Origin of the sequence: Saccharopolyspora sp. ASAGF58 (assembly GCF_012277335.1) — a bacterium.
Taxonomy (GTDB): domain Bacteria; phylum Actinomycetota; class Actinomycetes; order Mycobacteriales; family Pseudonocardiaceae; genus Saccharopolyspora; species Saccharopolyspora hattusasensis.
Genome location: NZ_CP040605.1, coordinates 5,143,838 through 5,162,262, shown reverse-complemented (window position 1 = coordinate 5,162,262; position 18,425 = coordinate 5,143,838). Strand labels below are relative to the sequence as shown.

The 18,425-nt window shown below is 68.2% G+C and carries 15 protein-coding genes and 2 pseudogenes; 9 read left to right on the top strand and 8 right to left on the bottom strand.

Annotated elements, in window-relative coordinates; all coding sequences use genetic code 11:
* Nucleotides 1–147: 147 nt before the first annotated feature.
* The 8 genes and pseudogenes from FDZ84_RS24395 (at nt 148) to FDZ84_RS24360 (ending at nt 12,608) form a co-directional block, all read left to right on the top strand.
* Complete coding sequence (locus FDZ84_RS24395) at nt 148–1,392, top strand: DegT/DnrJ/EryC1/StrS aminotransferase family protein (RefSeq protein WP_168587793.1); 1,245 nt, start codon at nt 148–150, stop codon at nt 1,390–1,392.
* Nucleotides 1,393–1,402: 10 nt separating this feature from the next.
* Nucleotides 1,403–1,594, top strand: a complete 192-nt coding sequence (locus tag FDZ84_RS24390) for a tautomerase family protein (RefSeq protein ID WP_168587792.1) — start codon at nt 1,403–1,405, stop codon at nt 1,592–1,594.
* Complete coding sequence (locus tag FDZ84_RS24385; protein ID WP_168587791.1) at nt 1,591–8,058, top strand: non-ribosomal peptide synthetase; 6,468 nt, start codon at nt 1,591–1,593, stop codon at nt 8,056–8,058. Before FDZ84_RS24390 ends, FDZ84_RS24385 begins: the two co-directional genes overlap by 4 nt.
* Entirely contained in the window at nt 8,055–9,812 is a 1,758-nt protein-coding gene (locus FDZ84_RS24380; protein ID WP_168587790.1) for an ABC transporter ATP-binding protein, read from the top strand. The genes FDZ84_RS24385 and FDZ84_RS24380 overlap by 4 nt, the downstream gene beginning before the upstream one ends.
* Nucleotides 9,809–11,521 (top strand): ABC transporter ATP-binding protein, encoded by a 1,713-nt coding sequence (locus FDZ84_RS24375; RefSeq protein WP_168587789.1) that lies wholly within the window; start codon nt 9,809–9,811, stop codon nt 11,519–11,521. The genes FDZ84_RS24380 and FDZ84_RS24375 overlap by 4 nt, the downstream gene beginning before the upstream one ends.
* Before the next feature lie 432 nt (nt 11,522–11,953).
* A pseudogene (locus FDZ84_RS40935) lies at nt 11,954–12,259 on the top strand (DddA-like double-stranded DNA deaminase toxin); the annotation flags it as partial.
* A gap of 44 nt (nt 12,260–12,303) precedes the next feature.
* A complete protein-coding gene (locus tag FDZ84_RS24365; RefSeq protein ID WP_168587787.1) occupies nt 12,304–12,483 on the top strand; it encodes a hypothetical protein in 180 nt (59 codons plus the stop codon).
* Complete coding sequence (locus FDZ84_RS24360; RefSeq protein WP_256413772.1) at nt 12,483–12,608, top strand: Imm1 family immunity protein; 126 nt, start codon at nt 12,483–12,485, stop codon at nt 12,606–12,608. Before FDZ84_RS24365 ends, FDZ84_RS24360 begins: the two co-directional genes overlap by 1 nt.
* An 87-nt stretch (nt 12,609–12,695) precedes the next feature.
* Here the strand turns inward: FDZ84_RS24360 and FDZ84_RS40085 are convergent, their stop codons facing one another.
* The 5 genes and pseudogenes from FDZ84_RS40085 to FDZ84_RS40920 form a co-directional block, all read right to left on the bottom strand.
* Nucleotides 12,696–12,830 (bottom strand): hypothetical protein, encoded by a 135-nt coding sequence (locus FDZ84_RS40085; protein ID WP_256413559.1) that lies wholly within the window; start codon nt 12,828–12,830, stop codon nt 12,696–12,698.
* A 37-nt stretch (nt 12,831–12,867) separates the two neighbouring features.
* Nucleotides 12,868–13,074, bottom strand: a pseudogene (locus FDZ84_RS40930) (transposase); the annotation flags it as partial.
* An 11-nt stretch (nt 13,075–13,085) separates the two neighbouring features.
* The gene (locus tag FDZ84_RS24350; RefSeq protein ID WP_168584121.1) at nt 13,086–13,343 is read right to left on the bottom strand and encodes a hypothetical protein; all 258 of its coding nucleotides are present in this window, start codon (nt 13,341–13,343) and stop codon (nt 13,086–13,088) included.
* Complete coding sequence (locus FDZ84_RS40925; protein WP_371812917.1) at nt 13,325–13,414, bottom strand: hypothetical protein; 90 nt, start codon at nt 13,412–13,414, stop codon at nt 13,325–13,327. The genes FDZ84_RS24350 and FDZ84_RS40925 overlap by 19 nt, the downstream gene beginning before the upstream one ends.
* Before the next feature lie 690 nt (nt 13,415–14,104).
* Complete coding sequence (locus FDZ84_RS40920) at nt 14,105–14,377, bottom strand: hypothetical protein (RefSeq protein WP_371812668.1); 273 nt, start codon at nt 14,375–14,377, stop codon at nt 14,105–14,107.
* 379 nt (nt 14,378–14,756) lie between these two features.
* Between FDZ84_RS40920 and FDZ84_RS24340 the strand changes: the two genes are divergently transcribed.
* On the top strand, nt 14,757–15,581 hold the full coding sequence (locus tag FDZ84_RS24340) for a tyrosine-type recombinase/integrase (protein ID WP_246868386.1): 825 nt from the start codon (nt 14,757–14,759) through the stop codon (nt 15,579–15,581).
* 436 nt (nt 15,582–16,017) lie between these two features.
* Here FDZ84_RS24340 and FDZ84_RS40915 read toward each other — a convergent pair whose 3' ends face one another.
* The 3 genes from FDZ84_RS40915 to FDZ84_RS24330 form a co-directional block, all read right to left on the bottom strand.
* Nucleotides 16,018–16,389, bottom strand: coding sequence for a hypothetical protein (locus FDZ84_RS40915; RefSeq protein ID WP_371812667.1), 372 nt, complete (start codon nt 16,387–16,389; stop codon nt 16,018–16,020).
* Nucleotides 16,368–16,487 (bottom strand): hypothetical protein, encoded by a 120-nt coding sequence (locus FDZ84_RS40910; RefSeq protein WP_371812666.1) that lies wholly within the window; start codon nt 16,485–16,487, stop codon nt 16,368–16,370. Before FDZ84_RS40910 ends, FDZ84_RS40915 begins: the two co-directional genes overlap by 22 nt.
* 79 nt (nt 16,488–16,566) lie before the next feature.
* Nucleotides 16,567–18,351 carry a GAF domain-containing protein gene (locus tag FDZ84_RS24330; protein ID WP_246868385.1) on the bottom strand — a complete coding sequence of 595 codons (1,785 nt, stop codon included), beginning with the start codon at nt 18,349–18,351 and terminating at the stop codon, nt 16,567–16,569.
* Nucleotides 18,352–18,425: the final 74 nt, after the last annotated feature.

Here is an 18,425-nt window from a genome sequence, read left to right as displayed (position 1 = left end):
CCATTCTCGTCTTTTGTTCATCTATTCTATGGGCATTTTGCGACCAAGCTTATGCAGATTCCTGCATCAATTTGCACAATCGAATCTAATCGCTATTCTCGGGCTCGGAACACTCGGCGTTCCGCGCTCGACGAACTAGGAGCCGACATGCTCGACCGCACCTACCGGGTTGGCTTCCCGACCCGGGGAAGTCTGCTGGGCACCGCCGAAATCGCGGCGCTCACCGGACTCATCGACTCCGGAGCACCGCTGACCTCCGGAGCCCACCGGGACCGGTTCGAAAAGCGATTCCGCGAGCACGTCGGAACAGCGCACGCGATGTCGGTCACGAGTGGAACCGTCGCCCTGGAATTGGCGATCCACCTGCTCGACCTGCGTCCGGGCGATGAAGTGATCGTCACCCCACAGACCTACCAGGCCACCATCGCACCGCTGCTCGACTTCGATGCCGAGGTGACCTTCTGCGATGTCGAACCCGATACCCTGAACATGGATCCAGCGGTGCTGGAAACCCTCGTCTCGGACCGGACCGCGGCGGTTATGCTGGTGCATTACGGCGGCTGTCCCGCGGAAATGGACCGGATCACCGCCGCCGCGCACGAGCACGGCGCGATCGTGGTCGAGGACTGCGCGCACGCCCTGGGCGCGAGCCGCCACGGCCGCCGGCCCGGCGCGCTGGCCGACATCGGCTGCTTCAGCTTCCACAACTCCAAGAACCTCACCACCCTCGGCGAGGGAGGCATGATCACCTTCGACCGGGACGACTGGGCGCTGCGGCTGGAACGCCTGCGCTCCAACAACGTCGACGGGGTGTTCGGCCCGGCCGTCCCCGCCGAGCCGCCCGCCCTGCTGCCGTGGATGAAGTTCGCCGACGAGGTCTACTCGCACAGCTACACCGAGATCCTGCGCGCGGGAACCAACGCGACCATGTCCGAAGCCGCCGCGGCCGTGGGGTCGGTCCAGTTGGACCGATTACCCGAGCTTTCCGCACGGCGCCGCGACATCGCACACCGCCTGGACGAGGCGCTGGCCCAGTCCGCGGCCGACGTCCGTCCACACCGGGCTCCCCCGGGCACCGAACACGCCTACCATCTCTACACGTTTTTCGTCGATTCCGGCCCGCTGGAGCGCGAGCGACTGGTCAAGTCCCTGGACCGGCGCGGAATCGAGGTCCAGCTGCGCTACTTCCCGCTGCACCTGACCCCGGAATGGCGTGCCCGCGGTCACCGGGCCGGCGAGTGCCCGGTGGCCGAGGGCAGCTGGTTCGACCGCCACGTCAACCTGCCCTGCCACCCGGGTCTGACCGACGCCCAGCTCGACCACCTCGCCGAGGTCCTGCACGCAGAACTCAGCGGCGAGCGCGTTTTCCAGTCCAGCCAACCGATTTCCTGAGAGGTCACCCGTGCCATTCATCGACGTCAAGATCTTCGACGAACGCCTCACCCCGGCCACCGAGCAGGACCTGGTCCACGCGCTCACCGACGCCGTAGCCGGGGTGCTCGGCGAGCAGGCGCGCCCACAGACGTGGGTGGTTCTCGACGGCACTCCGGCCCGGCGCTGGGGCATCGGCGGCGAGCTGGGCGAGGCGAAGTGAGCGGCGTGGACGACCAGGTATGCGCCGACGTCGCCGACGCGCTCGGCCTCACACCGAACGAGATCAGCGAGCACGACGACCTCTTCGAGCTCGGCCTCGACTCGCTGCTGCTGATCCGGCTCGCCAGCCAGTGGCGCAGGCAGGGCTCGGCAGTGACCTTCGAAGACCTGGCCGCAGACCCGACCCTGGCCGGTTGGCGGGCGGCCCTGGGCGACTCTCCGGCTCCCGCCCCGGTGCCCACCGTGGCGAGCACCGTCGACGAGCAGGCACCGTTCGAGCTGGCCACAATGCAACACGCGTACTGGATCGGCCGCCAGCCCGGTCAACCCTTCAGCGAGGTCTCAGCCCACTTCTACGTAGAGTTCGACGGTGCGACGGTCGAACCGCCGCGCCTGCAGAAGGCGTTAGACGCGCTGATCGCCCGGCACGACATGCTACGCGTGCGGTTCCTCGACGACGGCCGACAGCAGATCACCGTCAGCAGCGCGCTGCCCACAGTGCGCATGCACGACCTGCGCCACCGCCCGGATCACGACGCAGAACTGGCGCGGCTGCGCGAGCACTACACCCACCGCAGGTTCGACATCGACGCGGGCGAGGCCTTCGAGGTCGCGCTGTCGTTGCTGCCCGACGGTTCCACTCGGATGCACGTCGACCTCGACATGATGGTCGCCGACGCGTTGAGCATGCGGATCCTGCTCAACGACCTGCGCGCGCTCTACGAGGATCCCGACGCCGCGCTGCCGCCGATCGGCTACAGCTTCGCCCGCTACCTAGCCGACCGGCACGACGGCGAACGCATACGTGCCAGGGCGTGGTGGCGCGAGCGGTTGCCCGATCTGCCCGGCGGGCCGGCGTTGCCGCTGCGCCACGAGCCGGGCGGCACGCCCCGCACGGTTCGGCTGCACCACTGGATTTCTTCGCAGGACAAAGCCGTACTCCTCGCCGCGGCCAAGCGCCACGGGCTCACCCCGGCCGCCGCACTCGCCACGGCTTTCGCCGAGGTCATCGGGGCGTGGAGCGCCGACCCTCGGTTCCTGCTCAACCTCCCGCTGTTCGACCGCGAGTTGCTGCGCGACGACGTCGACCTGCTGGTGGGCGACTTCAGCTCGTCCATCCTCCTGGCAGTCGATCTCACCGAACCGATGCCGTTCGTCGAACGCGCGCGGCAGGTGCAGACCGACATGCGCGCCGCGATCGCGCACGGCGCCTACGGCGGTGTCGAGGTGCTGCGCGACCTGGCGCGACTCGGCGACGGCGGTCCGGTGCTGGCACCGGTGGTCTACACGAGCGCACTGGGGCTCGGGGAGATCTACGACGCCGACCTGCAACGCTGCTTCGGCGCGCCGTCGTGGATCATCTCGCAGGGTCCGCAGGTGTGGCTGGACGCGCAGGTCACCGAGCTGGACTCGGGACTGCTGCTCAACTGGGACGTGCGGGCCGACGTGCTCGCCGAAGGAACTGCGGAGTCCGCCTTCGAAGCCTACCGCGAGCTGATCACCGGTCTGCTCGCCGACGACGCATCGTGGTTCTCCCCGGTCGGATCGCTGGTACCGCCGGCACATGCGGCTGTCCGGGAACTCCTCAACAACCTCGAACCGGTTTCGCCGCAACAACTTTTGCACGAGGGCTTCTTCAGGCACGCGCAGAGCCAGCCGAGTACAACGGCATTGGCAGGTGACGGCGTCTCGTGGACTTACGCGGAACTGGCCGAGCGCGCGCTGCGCGTGAGCGCCTTGCTGGCATCCCGCGGTGTCCGGCACGGCGATTCGGTCGCGATCACGCTGCCGAAGGGGCCGGACCAGATCGTCGCCGCCCTGGGGGTGCTGGCCACTGGAGCCGCCTACGTGCCGGTCAGCATCGACCAGCCACCCGAACGTCGTGCCCGCATCCACCGCCTCGCCTCCGCAGCAGTGGTGCTCACCGACGCCGAGCACTCCGGCGCGGTGCGGGCCGCCTGCGAACCGGTGCTGATGACCGAGGCCGCGCAGCACCGACCCGCTTCCGCCTGCACATCGGTCGATCCCGGTGCACTGGCCTACGTGCTGTTCACCTCCGGTTCGACCGGCGACCCGAAGGGGGTCGAGGTCTCGCACGGCGCGGCGATGAACAGCATCAACGCGATCAACGCCCGGTTCGAGGTCGGCCCGCAGGACCGCACGTTGGCGGTGTCCGCGCTGGAGTTCGACCTGTCGGTCTATGACCTGTTCGCGCCGCTGTCGGCCGGAGGCGCGGTCGTGGTGGTCGACGAGGCCGCCCGCCGCGACGCTGAGAACTGGTGGCGGCTGGTCGTGGAACACCGGGTGACGGTGTGGAACACCGCTCCCGCGCTGCTCGACATGCTGCTGGCCGCAGCGGATCCGGGCGAACCCGCGCTGCGGCTGGTCCTGCTCGGCGGCGACTGGGTCGGGCTGGACCTGCCGGGTCGGTTGCGCGCCCGGGTGCCGGACTGCCGGTTCGTCGCGCTGGGCGGGATGACCGAAGCCGCGATCCACTCCACCGCGATCGAGGTGGGCCAGGTGCCCGCGCACTGGCGCTCGATGCCGTGGGGTGCACCGCTGCCCGGCGTGGCCTGCCGGGTCGTCGACACCCAGGGCCGCGACCGCCCGGACTGGGTCACCGGCGAGCTGTGGGTCGGTGGAGCGAGCGTGGCCCGCGGCTATCGCGGTGATCCGCATCGCACGGCCGACCGGTTCGTCGAGCACGCGGGGCTGCGCTGGTACCGCAGCGGCGACCTGGCGCGCTACTGGTCGGACGGGACGCTGGAGTTCCTGGGCCGCTCTGACCACCAGGTTCAGGTGCACGGACACCGCATCGAACTGGGCGAGATCGAGGCCGCGCTGGCGGCGCATCCGTCGGTCGGACAGGCCGTGGCAACCGTGCTGGACGGCCCGGTCCCGCGGCTCGCGGCAGCGGTGTCTACTGTGGACGAGGTTGCTGCGGACGAGCTGCTCGCCTGGCTCGGTGACCGGCTCCCGCCGTACATGGTCTGCGACCACGTCGACGTCCAGCCGCGGCTTCCGTTGACCAGAAACGGAAAACTGGACCGGTCGGCGATCGCGGCGCTGTTGTCGAGGGCGGTTTCCCCCGTTGCGGCCGAGTTCCAGGCACCCGAGGGCGAGCTGGAGGAACTGGTCGCCTCGGTTTGGGCGGAGCTGCTGCAAGTCGGCGCCGTCGGAAGGGACGACGGTTTCTTCGCCCTCGGCGGCGATTCCCTGCTGGCGACCCGGCTGGTCGGCAGGCTACGCGAAGCCGGTGTCACGGGCGCGCGCCTGGCGACGCTGTTCGCCCGCCCCGCCCTCGCCGACTTCGCGGCGTCGTTGGCGCTGGGCGGCACCGACGACAAAGTCCGCCTGCACGCCGACCTCGACCACCGCCACGAGCCGTTCCCGCCGACCGACGTGCAGCGCGCGTACTGGATCGGCCGCGACGAACGGCTTCCCCTCGGCGGTGTCGGCACCTACCAGTACGCCGAGTTCGACGGCACCGACATTGACCTGGACCGGCTGGAACGCGCCTGGCAGCGGCTGATCGACCGGCACGAGATGCTGCGAGCGGTCTTCGATGACGACGGTGAGCAGCGCATCCTCGCCGACCCGCCCCCGTTCCGGATCGAGGTCCGCAACGCTACCGGCGGCGATCCACAGCCGGCACTGGACCGGCTGCGCGCGGAGAAGTCCCACCGCTACTTCGACCTCAGCCGGTGGCCGCTGTTCGAAGTCACCGCGCTGCACTACGACGCCGACGGCGGGCGGCGCACAAGGCTGGCGGTCGGGTTGGACTACATCCTGTTCGACGCGCTGTCGATCATGACGCTGTTCTCCGAGCTCGACACGCTCTACCGCGACCCGGACGCCCGTCTGCCCGCGATCGGGATGTCGTTCCGCGACTACGTGCTCCAGGTCAACCCCGTTCCCGAGGCACTGGAACGTGATCAGCGGTACTGGCTGGGCCGGCTCGACGAACTGCCGCCAGGACCCACGCTGCCGATGACCCGGGACCCGTCCCAGGTGTCGCGGCCGGTCTTCGGCCGCAGCCAGACCTGGCTGGACCAGCGGCGCTGGCAGGCGATCAAGGACCGGGCCCGAGCGGCGGGCCTGACCCCGTCGACGGTGCTGCTCACCGCCTACGCCGAGGTCCTGGGCACGTGGAGTCGCCAACGCCAGCTGACGGTGACGCTGACCCTGTTCAACCGCCGTGAGGTGCACCCCGACATCTACCGCGTGCTGGGCGACTTCACTTCGCTGTCGCTGGCCGACTACCGCCCCGAGGCGGGCGAACCGTGGCTGGAGACCGCGCGGCGGTTGCAGCGGCAGCTCGGTGCCGACCTCGACCACCGCGACATCGCCCCGTCCTGGTTGTTGCGGGAACTGGCCCGCAGGACCGGCAACATCGACGCCATGCCGGTGGTGTTCACCAGCGCGATCGGCGTCGGCGACGGGGTGTCGATGGACATGTCGCCGTCGTTCCCCGAACGCGTGTGGGGGATTTCCCAGTCCCCGCAGGTGTGCCTGGACAACCAGGTGCTGGAGTCCCAGGGCGGTCTGCTGGTGACCTGGGACGCCGTGCAGGACCTGTTCTGCAACGGCGTCCTGGACGGGATGTTCGCCGCCTACCGCCGGTTGCTGGAATGGCTGGCCGACAACGAGTGGACCGCGGATCTGCCCGATCCGTTGCCGCACGAGCAGAAACAGGTCCGCGACCGAGTCAACGCGACGGACACGCCGATCCCCGCAAGTCTCCTGCACACCCCGCTGTTCACCACACCCGCCGACTCGGACGCGCTCATCTGGCAGCGGGGCACGCTGAGCCACGGCGAACTGCGCGACCGCGCGCTCCGCTTGGCGGCGGCACTGGTGCAGCGTGGCGTGCGACCGGGCGATGCCGTAGCCATCACCCTGCCCAAGGGACCCGACCAGATTGTCGCGGCGGTGGGGGTCCTGTGCGCTGGAGGCGTCTACGTTCCGGTCGGCGTCGAGCAACCACGTCTGCGGCGGGAGCGCATCTACACCGACGCCGGGGTCAGCGTCGTGATCGACGAGACAGGAGCGGGACTCGATCTGCCCACGGCACTGCGAGCCGACCCGCTGGACGAGCCCGTTGCCGTTGAACCGGGCGCGCTGGCCTACGTCATCTTCACCTCTGGCTCCACCGGCACGCCCAAGGGTGTGGAGATCACCCACGAGGCGGCGGCCAACACGATCGCCGACATCAACATGCGGTACTCGGTCGGCCCGCGGGACCGCGTGCTGGCGGTGTCGGCGCTGGACTTCGACCTGTCGGTCTACGACGTCTTCGGCGTCCTCGGCGCGGGCGGCGCGCTGGTGCTGCCGGACGAGGACGAGCGACGGGACGCCGACCGGTGGCTGGAGCTGGCAACCCGGCACGGCGTGACCCTGTGGAACACCGTGCCGATGCTGCTGGACATGCTGCTCACCGCCGCCGAACTCGGCGGGCGCCGGCTGCCCGCGACGCTGCGGCTGGCGTTGGTGTCGGGCGACTGGGTCCCGCTGGATCTGGGCGAACGGGTCTCCGCGGCGACCGACCGGCACTGCCGCCTGGTCGCGCTCGGGGGCGCCACCGAGGCGTCGATCTGGTCGAACGCGTTCGACGTCGACGACATCGGCCCGGACTGGCGCTCGGTCCCCTACGGCCTGCCGTTGGCCAACCAGCGCTACCGGGTCGTCGACGAGCTGGGACGGGACCGGCCCGACTGGGTCGCGGGAGAGCTGTGGATCGGTGGTCGCGGGGTGGCCGCCGGATACCGCGGCGATCCGGCTAGGACCACCGAGAAGTTCACCGTCCACCGCGGTCGGCGGTGGTACCGGACCGGGGATCTAGGGCGGTACTGGCCGGACGGGACGCTGGAGTTCCTCGGTAGGGCCGACCACCAGGTCAAAATCGGCGGACACCGGCTGGAGCTCGCCGAGATCGAGTCCGCGCTGGAGTCCTGCCCCGGCGTTCGCAACGCGGTGGTCGTGGCCCCGGGCGAACAGCAGCGGCGCACGCTGCACGCTTTCGTCGAGCGGTCCGCAGGACTCGAAGTCACCTCCGTGCGCGCCGAGCTGGCCGAGCGCCTGCCCGGTTACGCGATCCCCGCCCGGTTCACGCTGGTGGACACGCTTCCCCTGACCGCGAACGGAAAACTCGACCGGGCGGCGGTGCTCGACCTAGCCGGCGACGATGCCACCGGCGAACCGCCATCCGGCGACGTCGAGACGGGGCTGGCCACGCTGTGGGCCGAGCTGCTCGGGCATTTGGTGGACGACCGCGACGCCAACTTCTTCGGCCTCGGCGGCAACAGCCTGCTCGCCCTGCGCGTGATCGGTTCGGTCCGGCAGCGGTTCGGAGTCGAGATCGGCGTCCGGGACTTCCTCGCCGCACCGACCGTCGCGCAGCTGGCCGCCGAGGTGGCCCGGATTCAGATGTCCACTATGGATGATTACGAGAGTGGTGTGCTGTGACGAGGAAAACCGGCACTGCCCAGGTCCTCGGCGTGCTCGCGCCGATCCGTGGACACCTGATCGCCGCGGTCGCGGTGCAGGCGCTGGCTGCGGTGCTGGGCGTGGTGCCGTTGATCGCGATCGCCGAGCTCGGCCGGGCACTGCTGCCCGACGGTGCCGGTACTGGGAGGGTGTGGCCGCTGGTGTGGCTGGGCGTCGGCTCGGTGCTGGTGAGCCTGGCGGCCTCGATGGTGGCGAACGCGATCAGCCACGTCGGGGACAACAGGCTGCAACTGCATCTGCGCCAGGCGATGGCCAGAAGACTGGGGAGCGTCCCGCTGGGGTGGTTCTCGAAAACGAGGTCGGGCACGGTGAAGAAGGCCCTGCACGACGACGTCGCCGGCATGCACTACTTCGTCGCGCACACGCTGCTCGACGTGACCTCGGTGGTGCTGGCCCCGCTGACCGGGCTGCTGTACCTGGTGACCGTCGACTGGCGGATGGCTCTGGTTTCGGTGGTCCCGCCGCTGGTCGGAGTGCTGCTGTTCCGCTGGGCGATGGCCGGGGCTCGGCACCAGATGGCCGCCTACGGCCAGGCGGTTGCCGAGATCAACAGCGGGGTCGTCGAGTTCGTCGAAGGCATCGCCGTGGTCAAGACCTTCGGTGGCACCCGCAGGGCGCACCAGCGTTTCCTGCGCGCCGCCGACGCCTTCCACGACTTCTTCACCCGCTGGGTCGGCTCCACCATCAGCGTGTCCACGGCATCACAGCTGGCGGTCTCCCCCGTCGTCGTGCTGCTGCTGGTGGTCACCACGGGCGCGAGCATGGTCGCCGCGGGTGTGCTCGCCGCACCGGCCGTGCTGCCCTTCGTCCTGATCGCTCCGGCGCTGGCCGGCCCGATCGCAGCGATCGGTACCCGCCTCCAAACGTTGCGGACCGCAACCGCGGCGGCGCGCAATGTCCAAGCCCTGCTGAACGAACCGGCGTTGCCGATGCCCGCAGAACCGAAAACACCTATGGGCAACGAAATCCTTCTACACGACGTGGAGTTCGCCTACGACGAAGCGCCGGTACTCGCCGGCGTCAACCTGGAACTGCAACCCGGCACCGTCACCGCCCTCGTCGGTCCCTCCGGCGCGGGCAAGTCGACCCTCGCCAAACTGCTGGTCAGGTTCCACGACGTCACCGGCGGTTCGATCACGCTGGGCGGCGTCGATCTGCGCGAGATGGAACCGGAAACCCTGTACCGCCGGGTCGGATTCGTCTTCCAGGACGTGATCCTGCTCCGCGGTACCGTGGCCGAGAACATTGCGTTGGCCAATCCCGACGCCGCCATGGCCGACATCGAGCACGCCGCCCAAGCTGCCCAGATCCACGACCGCATCACCGCCCTGCCGCGCGGCTACGCATCCGAGATCGGCGTGGACGCCGAACTCTCCGGCGGCGAGGCCCAGCGGCTCTCGATCGCCCGCGCGCTGCTGGCCGACGCTCCGGTGCTGGTGCTCGACGAGGCCACCGCCTACGCCGACCCGGACTCGGAGGCGCTGATCCAACAGGCACTATCCACTTTGGCCGCCGGGCGCACGCTGCTGGTGATCGCCCACCGGCTGGCCACCGTCCGTGACGCCGACCGGATCGTCGTGCTCGACGAAGGCCGCGTCGCCGAACAGGGCTCCCACACCGAGCTACTTGAAGCCGACGGCCGTTACGCGCGCATGTGGCGCGCGCAGGAGCCCGCGACATCGGTCCACACCACGCCAGGAGGAAACCCGTGATTCGCGCCCTGTTCACCGCGTTGGGCAAGCAGAACTCCGGACCACTGCGGCGATTGCTGGTCCTGCTCGCGACAGCGGCCGTCCTGCAGGGCATCGCCTACGCCTTCCTGGTGCCGGTGCTGCGGGCATTGTTCGGTGACCGGCCGGACGCGGTGTGGTCGCCGCTGCTGGTCTTCGCGCTCGCCTGCGCAGGCTCGGCGGTGGCGACCTGGTTCGCCCAGGCCGCCGCGTTCCGCACCGGGTCCCGGCTGGCCAACGTGCTGCACCACCGCTTGGGTGAGGCAATCGTGGCGCTGCCGCTGGGCTGGTTCAGCCGGTCCCGGGTCGGCGAGCTGACCAGGATGAACGGCGAGCACGTGTTGCAGGTGATGAGCGTGCCCGCCCACCTGCTGCGCCCCGCCGTCACCTCGGTGCTGACCCCACTTACCATCCTGGCCGCAGTCCTGCTGGTCGACCTGCGGCTAGGCCTGGTCCTCGCGGTGTCGGTCCCGGTGCTGCTGGTGGTGCTGGGGATCAGCAACCGGGTCGTGCAGGCCGCCGACGCGGGCCGACACCGGGTCATGGACGAAGCGGCCAACCGGATCATCGAGTTCGCCAAGGCCCAGCCAGTGCTGCGGGCGTTCGGGCAGGCCGGCAGCGGCGGCCGGGCGCTGGACCAGGCGCTGCGGGCGCAGCGCGAGGTCGACCGGAGCATGCTCTTTCGGGTTATCCCGGGTCTGGTCGTCTTCGAGTTCGGGGTGCGCGTGATGGTGACCGCCGCGTTGGTGATGGGGGTGCTGGCCGTGCTCGACGGACGGCTGGACGCCGCCACCGTCATCGCGGTGCTGGTCCTGGTCGGCCGCTTCGCCGAGCCGGTGAACGCCGCGGCCGGCCTCGGCGCGAGCATCCGGATGGCCCGGTCGAGCCTGGCCGGAATCAACCGGGTCCTCGCCGAACGCCCGCTGCCCGAACCGAAGTCGCCGGTCCTGCCCACCCGCACGGACGTGGAGTTCGACACCGTCAGCTTCGGCTACGACGACCGCCCGGTACTACGGGAGGTCAGCTTCACCTTGCCCGCCAACAGCATGACCGCGCTGGTCGGCCCCTCCGGCTCGGGCAAGACGACGATTACCCGACTGCTTGGCCGGTTCTGGGACACCACCAGCGGAACAGTCCGCATCGGTGGTGTCGACGTCGCCGACATCGCCACCGACGAACTGATGTCGATAGTGTCGTTCGTGTTCCAGGACGTGTACCTCTTCGACGGCACCCTTACCGACAACGTCCGCATAGGACGTGCCGACGCCGGCGACGACGAGGTCCGCGACGCCCTCGAACGCGCGGGGCTACTCGGCGAACTCGCCCCGGACAGCCAGGTCGGCGAGGCCGGTTCGATGCTTTCCGGCGGACAACGCCAACGTGTGTCGATCGCCCGCGCACTGCTGAAACAGGCACCGATCGTCGTCTTCGACGAAGCAACAGCCTCTCTCGACCCGGAAAACGACGTCACGGTCCAACATGCCATCAGGGCCCTGGCGGAGAACTCGACACTTCTGGTCATCGCGCACCGAATGCAAACGGTCCAGTCCGCCGACCAGATCCTACTGCTGGACAACGGAAGCCTGACCGAGCGCGGCACTCACGACGAACTGCTCGCGCAAGACGGCACCTACGCCCACTTTTACCGCCAACGAACCACCGCAGCAGGATGGCGCCTCATTCATCAATAACGCCTTCAAAGATGGAGTCAGATAGCCGTAGCCGCACTTCGCGGCGACAGTCTTGGCACGGGCGACTGCTTTGGCTTGTGTCAATTCCGGTCGGCTCTTTTGGATCCCCTGACCCGCGATCAAGAAAAATGTGACCGGAGGCACATTAACTGGATCAGTGGTACGACGCCGTCTCTTACCGCTGCCGAGTAGCGAACATGATCGATCAACCTTGGTCATTGTGCCAGAAACCGATGCACGACAAGGAAACCCCGGAACGCACTGGCCCCACGTGCCACCTGTGCCACCCGTGCCACCCGTGCAGACGAGGCGGAGGCCGTGTCTGGCGTGCTTGCGCTGCCTGGTAATCGCCTTGCTGGGAGCTGACCCTGTGTCCGTGCCTGCTGACCTTCAACATAGCGGCGCCCCCGCCCCGCCTTTACGTCCGGCCGAGACGGGACGTGGACGGCCGCAGTATTGGAGCGGGCACGTTCAGTCGGCCTACCTGGCCGGATTGCGGAGAGGCTGAGCACACACGTCGAATCGAAAGTCGCCGCATATATGATCCAGCGCGGCAGGCAGAGCAGTGAACTAGTGATCAACCATGTACCCTGCGGCGGCTCGCAACCCGGCCAGTGGTCGGGGTGTCACCAGGCGGTTGAGCAGTTCTTACCCAAGGGGCACACGTTGACCGTGCACGGGACCACGCAGCAAGGTAAACCGTTCTCCCATGCGTACCACGGGAAGGCCGAACGATGACAATCACAACGGTGCCCGAAGTCCTACGCACTGAGGGTTTCACCGTGTCCCCTGAACTGGACGTGGACACCCTGTTTGGGCAAATGATCGAGCTCGGCGCTGCACAGACTGATCACCCGACCGGGTTCTACTGGACCTTCAGCAAGGACCCGCAAGATTGGAACGCCGACTGCATGATGGTCGGCGTTCGTGGTGACGTAGCGGCACTGGAGTGGTTCACGTGATGCGTCCGGGTGCCGAAGTGCCGATCGACATCGCCCGCAACGCGCTGCGGCAGTTCACGACCACCGGCCAGCGGCCGACCTGCGTTGAATGGCAGCCATTCGACCCCTTCGACTACCAGTCATGACCCGCAAGCTGACGCTAACGCGCCTGGCTACGAGAGCATGCAGGTCACGAGTGGGTAACTATTGATTCGTAGGACAAATGTGTGATGTCAGGCGGCGTAGCGGACGTCGGGTTTGCCGAGGTAGGAGCGGACTCGGTCAGGCGGCTTGTGGAGCCGGTGGAGGAAGGAGCGGACCGCTTGTTTCAACTCGTCGCGGGTTTTCGGTGCTGTGCCGGTGGTCATGGTCCTTTTGAGGTCGGCACCCCTGGATCTCGTCGGGGTTGATCTCGGGGCTGTATCCGGGCAGGAAGTGCATCTCGATCGCCGCAGCGTGATCGTCCACCCACTTGCGGACGGTGTTGCGGCGGTGGACAGGATGACCGTCGGCGATCACCTGGACCGTACGGTCCAGGTGACGGGTCAGATGGTCCAGAAACGGCACGAACACGCCGGCGTTGAACGACCCGGTGTAGACGGTGAAGTACAGCTCGCCCCTTGTTACCGATCGCGCACATGGCGTTCACGCTGAACCGTTTCCCCGGTCTTGCCCACCACCGGTGTCCGGGCGGCCGGTGCCCAGGTTCGGCCCACTGCGGCATCCGAGCGGATCCCGGTCCGGTCCAGCCACACGATCACCGCGCCCTCGCGGCAAGCGCGAGCGACAATGGCCGGATAGTCCTCCTCCAGCCACCAGCACACGGCCTCGGGGTCCCGCTCGTAGGCCTGCGGATCGGTCTCTACAGCGACACACCCCAACAGCGCAGAGAGTCGCCGACGGTGCGCAAACTCAACACGACGCCATGGCGCGCCCGGATCAACTCGGCCACCGCCTTGCGGGTCCACACCACCCCAGCCGAACGCGGCGGAGCACGACCGGCCCGAAATGGGACTGCATCCGCGAGGACACCCGCATGCGCTGCCGGCACACCCTCACCACCCGCCTGTGGTCACCCGAGGAGGGCGCAATTTCGCGAGAAATTGACCGTCACCCGGGTGAACGTCAATTTCTCGCGAAATTGGCACCACCCTTCGCCCCACCGAAGGAGAACCACCGATGTCCTGGGCCCAGCTAGGCACGTTCGTCCTGTTCACCCTGCTGATCTTCGCCATATTCTCCACCCAGCTACCCGCAACAGCCCTCGCGTTCTCGATCCGGCCAGCACGCCGGAGGCGGCGGCGAAGCCGCCTACACGGTCTGGCACCTCATAGCCGGCATCGAAGCCGAAACCCGCAACGAAGACACCGGGCGGAACAAGAACACCCCCACAGACCACCGGGATCCCCACACCCGACCGAGGCGAGCTCGGCGCCCCGGGAGGAGCCCACCGGGCGGCACCACCTGTGTGCCTGAACGCTCGTGAGTGATCCTTCCGGTTCTTACCGGAAGGATCACTCACGAGACCTGACCTCCCCAAGCCGGGCCGGTGCAGCGCCTCCCCCGGCCTCCGCCGCACCAGCCCTTCCCCGGTGACCGGGCGCGAATGCCCCACGCGCCCGGTCACCGACCGCCCTGCGCTTCAGGAAGAACGACATGACACCTTCAGGCCGCCCGGACGCGATCGGAATGCCCTGGCTTCGCCTCGTAGAGACAACTCACGCCGCACGAAGCGAGTAGGTCGATCAGGTCGGCTGCCGGGCGAACCGGCACCGCAATGGCGAGCTGGTCGTGCTTGACCCTTCGAACCCTGTTTCCGCCACACCTGCGCCCATCCGGACACCGACTGCGGCGCTACCGCGAACACCCGCGCCGCCTCGACCTGCCTCATCCCACCATGCACCGCCGCGACCACCCTACGCCGCAGATCCTCCTGCACCTCAGGCGATAACCTCCGCGCATCCCGCACACCAGCGATCCCGCCAGACCAACGAAGATCACACCCTTGAGTTCCCTATCAATAAATAGGGCTCTCATCCGGCCGAAGTAACGCTTGAGCAGAGTTCATCCGTCCCGCCTCGGCATTCATCAGGTCCGTTACGAACGGCTCGCGCAGGTCGACTCCGTCTTTGCGCCCGCACAAGAACTGGCCTTCGGCGTCGCGCAATGGACTTGACGAGGTTGACAACGGGGCTGGCCCCGGCCTGGCGCCATCTCGTGATCGACTGGGACCGGAGCCCCTGCGATCCTCTGGCCGTCCCGAGACAACGCGCTACAACTACCTGCTTGCGGTAGTGCAGTTCGCTCGGTTTCTTGCTGAGCATCTGCCAGGTGACAACGCAACCGCAGCAGCTGTAGATCCGTCGGAGACGACGCGAGCCCACATCGAGGAGTTCGAGTCGTGGATGATCGAGACACGCTCGGCGGCCACGGCGGTGAACAAGCACAAGGTTCTGCAGCAGTTCTTCAAGTGGCTCGCCGAGGACGAGGAGAAGATCGACTGCTCCCCCACGGAGTGGGTCAGGGCCCCCAGCAAGCCCACGAAGCTGGTGCCCGTGATGGGAGATCAGGAAACCAAAAAGATTCTCGATTCCTGTAATGGCAAGACGTTCGCTGATCTGCGGGACCACGCGATCATCCGTATCTACTACGGCACAGGAGCACGGTTGTCGGAAGTCGCGAGTTTGACAACCGATGATATTGACATGGCCACCGATTCGGTCGTTTTCCTGGGGAAAGGCGGGAAGTTTCGGCGCGTTCGGTTTGGGCCGAAGACAGCCCGGGCGGTGAGTCGATACCTGCGCGCCCGGGCGAAGCGCTCCGGAGCGGAGTCGCCGAGCCTCTGGCTGGCCGAACGCGGGGGCCAGGCGCTTCAGGCGAACGGGATCAAGATCATGCTCAAGAGGCGAGGAAAACGTGCCGGGGTGGCCGGCGTTCACGCCCACCGACGACGCCACAACTACGCCCACCAGTGGAAGCTCGCCGACGGCGACACCGGTGACCTGATGTTGTTGCTGGGCTGGAGCTCGGATGCGATGGCCCGCCACTACGGTGCCAGCGCCGCGGCGGTACGCGCTCAAGAAACCCAACAACGCATGGGAATCGGGGAAAATGTCTAGCAGCCAGGGAATGACTCCCGCTCAGGACAGCGACGTCGCGGTGTGGGGTGTGCACGCCGCGACGTCTGCTCGCCTCGGTGCAACCGAGGAGCCTGCCTCAATAGTTTCGGGTCCGATTCGGAGACCTCGCGCCAGTGGTCGGCGAAGGCGAGGATTTCCCTCAGGTGGCCTGCGGCGAACACGCCGGGGATCCCGGTGTGCGTGGTGGGCTGCTAGACCTGCACGTAGCCCTCGGCGTCCACGCTGACCTGGCCACGCACCGGCTGGCCTCTGTCCCGGACACGGGCCTGGGCTGGCCGACTGCCGCGAACGTCCGCTTGCTGGGCCCTCTCGCGCGATCACCACGGTCGTTGCGCCCGGAGATTCCCTGGCCAGCCGCAGGCTTCTCATCTGGGCCGATGAGCTTTCCGAGGTGGCCCGTGCGCGGTTTTCGGGGCTATAGCGCCCGAAACCGCTCACGACGCAAGCGCACAGCGAAAACCGAGAACCCGCAGTACAAAATGCTCCCGTTGACAGCGATTCCACTAAGTTGCCACCCACTACGCTGCGCCGGCACCGAGACCTGGTCGCACGCCGCCACGCTGCCGCCTCCCCACCTGAGCAATCGGAGTTCCACTGTGGATAAGTCTTCGATCCGCCGGCTCAGCGCATTCCCGCGAGACGCATCGGACTTGGCCCCGCCGCAGAACACCCGGTCATACGGTTGACCACCCGGCCCGGGCACGTAGGCCATCCGCTGGCCGGTGGTGACCAGCACCGCGAGCAGCAGTGCGGCGGCGTTGCTGGTCAGATCGACCGCCCACCGCACCTCGGTGCGGCCTTGGCCACGCGGGTGATGAGCTGCTCGATCGCGGCCTGGTCGTTGGCCGCCTTCTGAGAGAACACGACTTTGCCCCCGCCGTCCATCGCACAGGCATGATGTGTGCTCTTGCCGCGTCGAGCTCCCCCCAACCTTGTTGTGGGGCATCGCGAATTGGACGCCGCTTCAATCAGTCCACGGGTCGCGCCGAGACAAGCCGTGCGCCACGTCCAGCACCATCAGGGCCGAGCGGGCCTCCAGGGCCGCCGTCGGGTCGCGCAGGTCCAGCCCAGTCAGCGTCTCGATCCGGCGCAGCCGCTGGCTGATCGTGTTGGGGTGCAGGATGAGCGCTTGCGCGGTCGCCTGTCGGTCCAGTCGGTGGGCCAAGTGCGCGCGCAGGGTCGCCACCAGCGAGGTGCCGTGTTGCTCGTCATGCCGGACCAGCGGGCCGAGGGTGCGGCCTGCGTAGCCCCGCAGAGGCGCCGGGTCGTCGAGTTGGAGCAGCAGGCCGGCCACGCCGAGCCCATCCAGGGTGACGACGCCGCCAATGCGCTCGTCGCGTTCGGCGACGGTGAGTGCGCCTCGGGCGGTGCGGCAGGCCTCGGCGAACCGGCGGTCGGTGGGTTCGGAGACCGCGACCGTGGCCGAGGTGACACCGACGGTTGTGCAGAGCGCTCGGCGCAGCGCTTCGGCGGCATCCGGGCCGGCTGCCGGCCCGGATGCCGAGACCGGCCACAGCGCCACGATGACGTCTCGGTGCTGGGCCACCAGTGGACGCGGATTGATGGTGGACGCCAGCCGGTTTGCCTCCTCGGTGGCGCGACGGCGGGCTTGGTCCGCGCTGGTTTGGCCGGTAATGTTGATCTGCCCGACCAGTGCGCAGTGCGAACGCGCCAGGTCGTGGCCGAGCAGCCGGGCCCGGTGGCTCAGCGCGCTCGCACGCGGGTCGGCGCCGCCGAGAAGCTCGGCCAGCAGTTCACCGCGCAGGTTCTGCTCGACTTCCAGCGCGGTGCGCCGGCGCAGCAGCTCCAGCGACAGCACCACCGAGGCGTGCTCCAGCGCACGACGATCCACAGTGGACAGATGACCTGCGTAGCCGGGCAACCACACCCTGGCCGGGACCTCGCCGGAGAGCACGACATCGGCGACGACGTGGCCGTCTTGCTTGCGGACCAGCTCGGTTCCCGGTGTTGGGGCGGCCGTTGGCCAGCCTGCGACCGGCGGCTCGGTCGCCGGACCGGCCGCGGCCAGTACCTCGCCGCGCGCGTCCTGCAGCAGCACCGCGGTGTGGAGCAGGTCGTGCAGGGCGGCGGCGATTCCGGGCATCCCGCCGGAGCGGACCGCCACCCGCAGCAGGCGCTCGTGGATCTGCTCCGAGCGGGTCACCAGCTCGTGCTGCTCGCGCAAGTCCTCGACCAGCCGCGCCGAGGTAATCGCGATCGCGGCGTGCTCGGCCAGCAGCTGCAGGCAGCTGGTCTCCTCGGCGTCGAACTCGTGCACCTCCGAGCGGTAGCTGTTCAGGGTGCCGATCACGCCGGAGGCCGTAACAAGCGGAACCGACAGCATCGAACGGTAGTCCTGGTCGTGCGCGACACCGCCCCAGATGAATCCCGGCTCGCGGGAGATGTCGCTGACCGCGGCGGGTCGGCCGGAGCGGTAGGCACGACTGGACGGCGCGCCGCTGCGGGCGTCAGGTTCCAGCCGGACCGGCTGATCGGAGTTGATCCGGGCCACATAGGTTGCCGACAGCCCGCTCGACCCGGCGATCACCAGATTACGTTCCTCGACGTCGGGTACCAGCACGCCGCAGAAGTCCAGCTCAAGTAGCTGGCGAGCGGTTGAGGCGACGAGGTCGAGGACGTCGCTCAGCCCGCGGCCAGAGTTCACCGCCGAGGTCAGTGTGCCAATCGCGGTCAACCAGGCGCGCAACTCATGCTCATCCTCCATGAGGATGAGTGTTTCAAAGGACATTTTATCTGTCTATTTTATGTCTCCAGTGACATAGCGATCGGCTGCCAGCCTGAGCAAAACTCCGAAGTGACCCC